This window comes from Pseudomonas sp. RW10S2 (assembly GCF_014268985.1).
GTDB lineage: Bacteria > Pseudomonadota > Gammaproteobacteria > Pseudomonadales > Pseudomonadaceae > Aquipseudomonas > Aquipseudomonas wayambapalatensis.
In genome coordinates this window covers 1-7,840 of sequence record NZ_JABWRO010000175.1, presented here as the reverse complement: position 1 = coordinate 7,840, position 7,840 = coordinate 1, and the positions used below count along the sequence as shown (strand labels likewise).

Sequence of the window (7,840 nt, the reverse complement as noted above, 5' to 3'; positions counted from 1 at the left end):
GCGGTTCGGCGCCCCGACTTGTCCCGCGATGAGGCCCGCGCTGACTTACGCCGGCGCCGAAGTCCGGATCAGGTGATCAAAGGCCGCCAGCGAAGCTTTGGCGCCCTCGCCCACGGCGATGACGATCTGCTTGTATGGCACCGTGGTCACGTCACCGGCCGCGAACACACCAGCGATGCTGGTCTGGCCCTTGGCGTCGACGATGATCTCGCCACGCGGCGACAGCTCGACCGTGCCCTTGAGCCAATCAGTGTTCGGCAGCAGGCCGATCTGCACGAAGATACCTTCGAGCGCCAGCTCATGGATCTCGTTGCTGGTCCGGTCCTCGTAGCGCAGACCGGTAACCTTCTCGCCATTACCCAGCACTTCCTTGGTCAGGGCGCTGGTGATCACCTTGACGTTCGGCAGGCTGTGCAGCTTGCGCTGCAGCACCGCATCGGCACGCAACTGGCTGTCGAACTCGATCAGCGTCACCTGAGCGACGATACCGGCCAGGTCGATGGCCGCTTCCACGCCAGAGTTGCCACCACCGATCACCGCCACGCGCTTGCCCTTGAACAGTGGGCCATCACAGTGCGGGCAGTAGGCCACACCACGGGCGCGGTATTCCTGCTCACCGGGGACATTCATCTCGCGCCAGCGGGCTCCGGTGGCGAGGATCACGGTCTTGGCCTTGAGCGAGGCACCGCTGGCCAGGCGTACTTCATGCAAGCCGCCCTCGGTGGCCGGGATCAACGCTTCACCGCGCTGCAGATTCATGATGTCGACGTCGTACTGCTTGACGTGCTCTTCAAGCGCACTGGCCAGCTTCGGCCCTTCGGTCTCCTGCACGGAGATGAAGTTCTCGATCGCCAGGGTATCAAGCACCTGGCCGCCAAAACGCTCAGCGGCAACACCGGTACGAATGCCTTTGCGCGCAGCGTAGATGGCCGCAGCAGCGCCAGCAGGACCACCGCCGACCACCAGCACGTCGAAAGCGTCCTTGGCATTGATCTTTTCCGCTTGGCGGCTGCCGGCACTGGTGTCGATCTTGCCGAGAATCTCCTCCAGGCCCATGCGGCCCTGGCCGAACACTTCACCGTTCAGGTAGATGCTCGGTACCGCCATGATCTTGCGCGATTCGACTTCATCCTGGAACAGCGCACCATCGATGGCGACGTGACGAATATTGGGGTTGAGCACCGCCATCAGGTTCAGGGCCTGGACCACGTCGGGACAGTTCTGGCAAGACAGCGAGAAGTAAGTCTCGAAGCTGAACTCGCCTTCCAGGGCCTGGATCTGCTCGATCACTTCGGCGCTGGCCTTGGAGGGGTGGCCACCGACCTGCAGCAACGCCAGTACCAGGGAGGTAAATTCATGGCCCATGGGAATGCCGGCGAAACGCAGGCTGATATCGCCCCCGGGACGGTTGAGCGAGAACGAGGGGCGACGGGCATCGCTGCCGTCCTCGCGCAGGGTAATGAGGCTCGACAGGCCGGCGATTTCAACCAGCAGGTCGTGCATTTCACGGGACTTCGCGCCGTCGTCGAGAGAAGCAACGATCTCGATCGGCTGGGTGACCCGCTCCAGGTAGGTTTTCAGTTGCGATTTAAGCGTGGCGTCCAACATACGGGGCGATTCCTTTTTTAAAACTCGGATACAAAAACGCCCAGGCGAGGTCGCCCGGGCGTTTGACGGGGCAGTGAGTACTTCAGCTTTGGCGGCTGCTCACCGCCCGCGATTGATGCATGACCTTAGATCTTGCCGACCAGGTCCAGCGATGGCGCCAGAGTGGCCTCGCCTTCCTTCCACTTGGCCGGGCAAACTTCGCCTGGGTGAGCGGCAACGTACTGGGCAGCCTTGACCTTGCGCAGCAGCTCGGCGGCATCGCGGCCTACGCCACCGTCGTTCAGTTCGACGATCTTGATCTGACCTTCCGGGTTGATCACGAAGGTGCCGCGATCAGCCAGACCGGCTTCCTCGATCAGCACGTCGAAGTTGCGCGAGATGACGTGGGTCGGGTCACCGATCAGCGGGTATTGGATCTTGCCGATGGTGTCCGAAGTGTCGTGCCAGGCTTTGTGGGTGAAGTGGGTGTCGGTGGACACGCCGTAGATTTCGACGCCCAGCTTCTGGAACTCGGCGTAGTTGTCAGCGAGGTCACCCAGTTCGGTCGGGCAGACGAAAGTGAAGTCGGCCGGGTAGAAGAACACGACGGACCATTTGCCTTTCAGGTCGGCTTCGCTTACCTGAACGAACTCGCCTTTGTGGTAGGCAGTGGCGTTGAACGGTTTGACCTGGCTGTTGATGATTGGCATCAGAAACGCTCCTTCGAGGGTTAGTTAACTTGGGGTGGGTAACTTTCGATGGAGTAATCCTATCCAATGACCTCGACAATGGCTCATTGGTAAACCTCATGTTGGTGATTGGTTTTGGCTATAAGCTGCGCAGCCGATAGATTTTTTCATTCCTATGCTTCTTCGTCCTGCGAGGCGACACAAGCTGACGCGGCTCCATCTGCATAATCCAGCCAGCACGATGTATCGGCACGCGTGCCCCAGGAGACCTTCACCCGCCCCTGGCCAGCGGCTGAGCGAAGATGCAGGCGGCTGCCCTGCCCGACCATGCCCACTTCCTCTCCCTGAACATCGAATATCTGGGCACCGAAGGGCAGCGTCTGCCCTTGACCGTCTCGAGCCTCGATTAACAGCAGCTTTCCGCTGCGCGTCGGATAGTGCAACAGCGTCGCCGCACCGGCCCGGGGCACCACCGACTGACCGCTGATCTGCAGCTCCACATCCTGCGACATGCCCTTGGGGTCGATGTCGACGGTATTCACGCTGTAGGGGCTCAACGAGGGGACCACCGCAAAGCCCTTGGCATTCAACCGTACACTCGGGTGCTGCTGAATACGCGCCGCTTCGGCGAAGGGGGCATGAACGATGGCGAAACTCTCGCCCAACGGTTGCGCCAACAGCACGCCCCCCGGATGACCGACCACCGAGCCGCGCGCGCCGATTGCAAACTGACGGGACTCCTGGCGTTGGGCCACAGCCCCGCTCAGCTCCCCACTCGAGCTGCGATGCACCAGGTTCGCGTCAAACCCTGCGCCACCTTGCACTCCCTCCTGGTACACACTGGACAGGCCATAACCCCACTGCCCATCCTCGCCGGCCGTTGCGCTCCAGCGCACATTCGTCGTTGCCCTGCCTTCGGAGTCGCGGTTCATGCTGGTGCTCAGCGAACCGCGACGCTGTCCCCCCAACGGCAGGCTGGCCGTCAGTGTCAAAGTGCTCACTGCCTGTCCGTTGCCACGATACTCGCGCCCAAGTGTTACGCCGTAGGAAAGCGAGCGCAGATTGTTGTAGTACCCCACGTTGTACTCACGGTTGCCCACCGCAGATCCCCACTGCTCGCCAGCGCTGGCCCTAAGGCTAAGACGACCGGTCCCGGGCAGCCGCTGCTGAAGTGCCATCGCCGCCCGCCAGCGCTGAGGCGAACGCGGATTGATGCGCTGAGTTTGCTGACTGATGCGGGCGAACTCGTCAAAGCTGTAGTAGTCAGCGTCGTTACGATGGGTAAGGCTGGCACTCAGGTCGGTGCCCGTCGTTTCCACCCGCTGGCGCCAACTGAAGCGCAGCGCCTGCCCCTGCGCGGAGCGGCCCTGGCCAAGCGATGCCTGGGCATGATATCCGGTCACTCCAAAGGCGCCGAAGCGGCTGTTGATCGCGCCACCCATGGCGCTGGCCAGATAGTCCTCTGCCAGCCAGGCGCCTCCATGCACGCTGAAGGTGTTGTCCAACCCTTGTTGCCAGCTGCCTTGCACATGGCCTGGGCCAGGACGACCAAGGTCGTCGCGCCACACCCCTGCACTGAGGTCAAAGCGACTCGCCCCTTCTCGTAAGGCCAGTGGTGCGGCTTGATAGGGCAAGGTAAAGCGACGTACGCTGCCGTCGGCCTCCTCCAGGGTGACCTCCAGATCGTCATTGAGCCCGCTGGCATACAGGTCGTCGATCTCGAACGGCCCCGGCGGCACCGTCGACTCATGCAGCAGCGCCCCTCGCTGGCGAATGCTCAACAACGCAGTGCTGTTGGCGACACCTCTGACCACCGGTGCGAAACCGCGCTGGGACCTGGGCAACATGCGCTCATCGGTGGACAGCTGTACCCCGCGAAAAGCGCTGCTGTCGAAGACATCGCCAGTTGCATGCCCATCACCCAGGGTAAGCTGGGCCGCCCATGAAGGCAGGTCCCGCCGCACCGACGTCGCGCCGGCCTGATAGCGAACCGCCCGCTCATCACTTATCTGCGCGCTGCCTTCGTGGCGCCAATACCATTGCCCGGTGTTCAAACCGGCGCGCACGCCCAGAAACCCTTGCCGACGCTGGCCGCCTCGCCGGAGGTCTTGGTATTCATAGGCATTCAGTCGGTAATCGACAAAACCCGCGGTGACACCCGAATCCCAGGTTTGCGGCGGCAAATGATCCTGAGGCTGGCGACGCAAGGCAGACTGGGCAATCTCCAGGTGCAGTTGCAAAGCGCCGAAATCCAGGTTTTCGCTGGCAGTCATCTGCAACTGCGCCAAGCTCAGGCAACTGCCGGGCTCGGCCAGTCGCTCACGCACGTCCTTCGCCAGCCCCTCCATGTTCAACCCCAACCCTTCGAGTAACGACGAGTCGTAACAGGGTACAGCCTGGCCGGACGTGCCAAAGGTGCGCAAGGAAACCGCACGGCGTCCTACCCATTGCTGGTTGAGAACGACGTCCAGGGTATAGTTGCCTTCAGGGACAGCGTCGATGACTTGATAACGCCCCAGATCGACCGTGCTTCCTTGACGCAGCAACCCTGGGTCGAACTCCACGGCACTGACGAGTTCGGCGTGTGCACCGGCCATCCCCAATGCAACCCACCACCATCGAACAGCGATCATGGGACTAACGGACCATTGAAGGGTTGCACGACGGAAGTGGCCTTCTGCAAGGCGCCATAGTCGTCCAGATATTGATAGCGCACTTCGGAAACCGGCCCCAACCCCGATGGTGCCGCTTGCAAAGCGAAACGCGCGCTGTCACGAGGTGGAATGTGCCCAACCTCCGCCGCCAAGGTCGAGTCCGGGCGGGCAACTTCGAGCACGGCCAGGTTGACGTGGTACTGGGTAGGATTGTCAGCCTGCAAAGCCCAGCCTTGCGCGTCCTTGACCAGTCGCCAGGTCACCTGTGCATGGGCTTGTTCAGCCTTGCCTGACAACCCTTGTGGCCGATAGAACAGTTTGATTCGGGTGCGCAGGGAGATCTGCAGGCTGTTACCGCCACCACCCTTTGGGGGAACGTCCAGCACATTCAACCAGTAGAGGCTCTCCCGATCCTCAGGCATGCGGCGTCCGTCGTGGAACAACCTCAGGCTCTGACGCTTGCCCGGATCGAGTCGAAACAGTGGTGGTGTCAGGCTGAACGGCCCTTGCAGCTCGCCCTCTGGGTCCTCTGGGCCTCCCTCGTCGACCCAGACCTGTACCAACGACGGATGACGCCCCTCGTTGCTCAACCTGACAGTGACTTCGGGACTCTCGGCGGGATAGATAACTCGCGTGGTGGCAATCACCACGCTGGCACTTGCCGGCGCGCACACGAAACACGCAGCCAGCAGCGCTGCGCACCCCAAGGTGCTCAGTGAAAGCTTCATGACGATTTACTCGAAAGGAAAAGGAACCGCCCCGTACAGGGCGGCTTTTCATAACGGCTTAGAGGTAGTCCAGCGAGTAGCGGACTTTGGAGCTTACGAGGCCTGGGGTGGTGTTCCCAGTCGAGTAGTACTGAGCGTAGTAGCGCAGCGTGGCGTTACCGTCGACGATGGTTACGGTCTGGGAGTTCTGGGAACCCTTGGCTGCCGCCAGGTTGATGGGCCTCTTGGCACTGTTGAGCAGTTCCAGCTCGACATTGCGGCTGCCACCCTCATCGACGATCAGGCGCCCGGCATCACCGATGCTTGGACCTGGCTCGAAGAAGGTCGAAACGCTGCCTACATGGGTGCAGTTGCTCAGGTGCAGCTGGAACGGAGTTTCACCCGCTACGTCACCAGGGCGAACCAATCTCGAAGCATTGACATCCGGCAGAGTGACGGGCAGATTGCCATCGCCACCATTGACGACGCAGGTCGGCGCCAGTACACGTCCCTGGAACGTGATTTCACCGTGGTCGGCGTGGGCGACACCCGCCATCAGCAACGAGCCACAGAGCCCGAACACAACCTTAGAAGTTTTGCTCATATTCTTCTTCCTTCAAACCAGCGGTCAGGCACATGCCTGACCGGTGCCATAGAACGGCACGGCCACAGTATTGTCACGGGGGGGTACTGCGACACTGTCGGAAATAAAGGATCAACTACCGGATTCAGGTATCACAAGCGTAGGATTTGATTCCTAATTTTGAATGAAACATCGCTGGGCTAGGCAATGCCAAACCCAGCAGATGCCGGTGCTGCCTGAGTGTCAGCGCGTTGCGGTGCGCATCGTGACGAACTCTTCGGCCGCTGTGGGGTGTACACCAATGGTTTCGTCGAATTGCTGCTTGGTGGCGCCAGCCTTGAGCGCAATGCCCAGCCCCTGGATGATCTCGCCTGCATCCGGCCCGACCATATGGCAACCCAGGACCTTGTCGGTCTCGGCGTCGACCACCAGCTTCATCAGGGTCTTTTCCTGCAGGTCGGTCAGCGTCAGCTTCATGGCGCGGAAGCGGCTCTCGAAAACCTGCACCTTGTGTCCGGCTGCCAGCGCTTGCTCCTCGGTCAGGCCCACGGTCCCGATCGGTGGCTGGCTGAACACCGCCGTTGGAATGTTCTGGTAGTCCACCGCACGATACTGGTCAGGCTTGAACAGATGACGGGCCACCGCCATGCCTTCGGCAAGGGCGACCGGAGTAAGCTGCACCCGACCGATCACATCCCCCAGGGCGAACACCGAAGGTTCGGTGGTACGGTACAGGTCGTCGACCCGGATATAACCGCGCTCATCGAGCTCCACAGCGGTATTTTCCAGCCCCAGATTGTCCAGCATCGGACGGCGACCGGTGGCGTAGAACACACAGTCGGCCACAAGCTCCCGACCATCCTTCAGGGTAGCCTTCAGACTGCCATCGGCCTGTTGGTCGATGCGCTGGATATCAGCATTGAACTGCAGGTCCAGGCCGCGTTTTTCCAGCTCTTCCTTCAGGTGCTTGCGCACTGACCCATCGAAGCCGCGCAGAAACAGGTCACCGCGGTAAAGCAAGGTGGTGTCGGCGCCCAGGCCCTGGAAGATGCCGGCGAACTCGACGGCGATGTAGCCTCCACCCACCACCAGCACCCGACGTGGCAGCTGCTTGAGGTAGAACGCCTCGTTCGAGGTGATCGCCAATTCCTTGCCCGGGATGTCAGGCACCTGTGGCCAGCCGCCTGTGGCGATGAGGATGTTCGCCGCGCTGTAGCGCTGACCTTCGACCTCCACCTCATGGGCACCGGTCATGCGTGCATGGCCTTGCAGCAAGGTAACGCCGCTGTTGACCAGCAGGTTGCGGTAGATGCCGTTGAGACGCTCGATCTCACGGTTCTTGTTGGCGATCAGGGTGCCCCAGTCGAAATGACCTTCTTCGAGAGTCCAGCCGTAACCGGCCGCCTGCTCCAGCTCATCGCTGACATGTGCACCGTACACCAGCAACTTCTTCGGCACACAGCCGACGTTGACACAGGTGCCCCCCAGGTAGCGACTCTCGGCTACCGCCACCTTCGCGCCGAAACCCGCTGCGAAGCGCGCCGCACGCACACCGCCGGAACCGGCACCAATCACGAACAGATCAAAATCGTAGGCCACTTTCCAGACTCCACAAAAAAA

General features: G+C 61.4%; 6 protein-coding genes. All 6 read right to left on the bottom strand.

The genetic code is table 11. From position 1 onward, the window contains the following. Positions 1-45 precede the first annotated feature (45 nt). The 6 genes from ahpF to gorA all read right to left on the bottom strand — a co-directional run bounded on the left by ahpF (position 46) and on the right by gorA (position 7,819). Positions 46-1,608, bottom strand: a complete 1,563-nt coding sequence (gene ahpF, locus HU729_RS24255; RefSeq protein WP_186711780.1) for an alkyl hydroperoxide reductase subunit F — start codon at positions 1,606-1,608, stop codon at positions 46-48. Positions 1,609-1,733: 125 nt separating this feature from the next. Then, positions 1,734-2,297 carry an alkyl hydroperoxide reductase subunit C gene (ahpC, locus tag HU729_RS24250; protein ID WP_004375926.1) on the bottom strand — a complete coding sequence of 188 codons (564 nt, stop codon included), beginning with the start codon at positions 2,295-2,297 and terminating at the stop codon, positions 1,734-1,736. A 152-nt stretch (positions 2,298-2,449) separates the two neighbouring features. Further along, a complete protein-coding gene (locus HU729_RS24245) occupies positions 2,450-4,909 on the bottom strand; it encodes a fimbria/pilus outer membrane usher protein (protein WP_186711779.1) in 2,460 nt (819 codons plus the stop codon). Then, positions 4,906-5,658, bottom strand: coding sequence for a molecular chaperone (locus HU729_RS24240; protein ID WP_186711778.1), 753 nt, complete (start codon positions 5,656-5,658; stop codon positions 4,906-4,908). The genes HU729_RS24245 and HU729_RS24240 overlap by 4 nt, the downstream gene beginning before the upstream one ends. A gap of 58 nt (positions 5,659-5,716) precedes the next feature. Continuing rightward, positions 5,717-6,241 (bottom strand): fimbrial protein, encoded by a 525-nt coding sequence (locus HU729_RS24235; protein WP_186669050.1) that lies wholly within the window; start codon positions 6,239-6,241, stop codon positions 5,717-5,719. Between the two features lie 222 nt (positions 6,242-6,463). Continuing rightward, a complete protein-coding gene (gene gorA / locus HU729_RS24230) occupies positions 6,464-7,819 on the bottom strand; it encodes a glutathione-disulfide reductase (RefSeq protein ID WP_186711777.1) in 1,356 nt (451 codons plus the stop codon). Between the last annotated feature and the right edge of the window lie 21 nt (positions 7,820-7,840).

What these genes read in the sequence shown, in the direction of transcription:
- ahpF (WP_186711780.1), bottom strand. Translation starts at nt 1,608, where the DNA reads ATGTTGGACGCCACGCTTAAATCGCAACTGAAAACCTACCTGGAGCGG.
- ahpC (WP_004375926.1), bottom strand. Translation starts at nt 2,297, where the DNA reads ATGCCAATCATCAACAGCCAGGTCAAACCGTTCAACGCCACTGCCTAC.
- HU729_RS24245 (WP_186711779.1), bottom strand. Translation starts at nt 4,909, where the DNA reads ATGATCGCTGTTCGATGGTGGTGGGTTGCATTGGGGATGGCCGGTGCA.
- HU729_RS24240 (WP_186711778.1), bottom strand. Translation starts at nt 5,658, where the DNA reads ATGAAGCTTTCACTGAGCACCTTGGGGTGCGCAGCGCTGCTGGCTGCG.
- HU729_RS24235 (WP_186669050.1), bottom strand. Translation starts at nt 6,241, where the DNA reads ATGAGCAAAACTTCTAAGGTTGTGTTCGGGCTCTGTGGCTCGTTGCTG.